3 protein-coding genes are annotated in these 1,415 nt (G+C 71.0%); all 3 read left to right on the top strand.

The window, feature by feature from the left end; genetic code table 11:
* A partial coding sequence (locus tag P2P98_RS07085; RefSeq protein ID WP_275798502.1) for an aminotransferase class V-fold PLP-dependent enzyme occupies nucleotides 1-290 on the top strand: 290 nt, incomplete at its 5' end.
* On the top strand, nucleotides 287-742 hold the full coding sequence (sufU, locus tag P2P98_RS07080; protein WP_275798500.1) for a Fe-S cluster assembly sulfur transfer protein SufU: 456 nt from the start codon (nucleotides 287-289) through the stop codon (nucleotides 740-742). The genes P2P98_RS07085 and sufU, both read left to right, overlap by 4 nt.
* Before the next feature lie 152 nt (nucleotides 743-894).
* Nucleotides 895-1,329, top strand: coding sequence for a hypothetical protein (locus P2P98_RS07075; RefSeq protein ID WP_275798498.1), 435 nt, complete (start codon nucleotides 895-897; stop codon nucleotides 1,327-1,329).
* Nucleotides 1,330-1,415 lie beyond the last annotated feature (86 nt).

Genomic DNA, 1,415 nt, shown 5'->3' with positions numbered 1-1,415 from the left:
CGTTCGTCGTCGACGGGGTCCACGCGCACGACGTGAGTCAGTTCCTCGACTCACGCGGGGTCGCTGCCCGGGTCGGTCACCACTGCGCCCAGCCGCTGCATCGGCGCTTCGGCATCACCGCCACCGTGCGGGCCAGCGCCGCGATCCACACGACCGAGGCCGAGATCGACACCTTCCTCGACGCCGTCTCGCGCGTTCGCGGATTCTTCGGGGTCGCCTCTCCCGCGGGCGCATCGAGCGCTGGCGCCGGGGCCCGCGTCGGCGCGGGCACGGCGGGAGCCTCCGCATGAGCGGACTGGAGTCGCTGTACCAGGAGCTGATCCTCGACCATGCGAAGAAGCCCCGCGGCTTCGGCCTCGTCGAGCCCGGTGCGCACAGCGCCACCGTGCACCAGCGCAACCCCGTCTGCGGCGATGAGATCACGCTGCGCGTCGATGTCGAGGGCGACCGCGTCGCCTCGGTCACGTGGGAGGGCGCCGGTTGCTCGATCTCGCAGGCCTCGGCATCCATGCTGGTGGCGCTCCTGCAGGAAGACGGTGGAGACGAGGGGATGCCGCGAGCCGACGCCGAGGCACTGATCGCCGGTTTCCGCGAGGCGCTGCGCTCGCGCGGCAAGATCCCCCTCGACGAGGAGACGTTCGCCGACGCGGCAGCCCTCTCCGGCGTCTCGAAGTACACCGCCCGCGTGAAGTGCGCGATGCTCGCCTGGGTCGCGCTCGAGGAAGGGCTGCGGCAGGCCTGAGGCTGTGGCATCCGGATGTCCGCTCGCCAGCGCCGGCGCCCACGCCGACACTCACGAGGGGACGCCGCGAGCCGACGCCGACGGCGGGCAGCGGATGGTGGGGCCGCCGGGGCGGCGATATCCTGCGACCACGACGGAGAGAGGCGGATGCCATGGGCACCGGATTCAGCGCAGGAGAGCGCGCGGCGATGAAGCAGCGCGCCGAGGAGCTCCAGGCGATGAAGGGCCTGAAGGGCCTCGCGAAGATCCAGAAGGAGAACGAGGCCTGCCTCGAGGCGATCGAGAAGCTCGAGGGCGTCGACCGCGCGGTCGCCGAACGCCTGCACGTCATCGTGCTCGAAGAGGCGGGGCACTTGAGCCCCAAGACCTATTACGGCTTCCCGGCCTACGCCAAAGACGGCAAGGTCGTGGTCTTCTACCAGCCGGCGTCGAAGTTCAAGACCCGCTACGGCACGGTGAGCTTCGATGACAGCGCGCAGCTCGACGACGGGCCGATGTGGCCGGTGTCATTCGCGGTGGTCGAGGTGACGCCCGAGGTGGAGCAGAGCATCCGCGAGCTCGTACGGCGGGCGGCGCCCGCGGCCTGACGCGCGGACGCTCCCGAGGGCGCACCAGATCCGGAGATCGCTCGCGGATCCGGACCATATCCGCCGCGGGATCCGGATCTGACGCG

This window comes from Microbacterium sp. Kw_RZR3, from assembly GCF_029222405.1.
Taxonomy (GTDB): Bacteria; Actinomycetota; Actinomycetes; order Actinomycetales; family Microbacteriaceae; genus Microbacterium.
The sequence above is the reverse complement of the archived record's forward strand: the minus strand, read 5'-3'. Positions and strand labels throughout refer to the sequence as shown.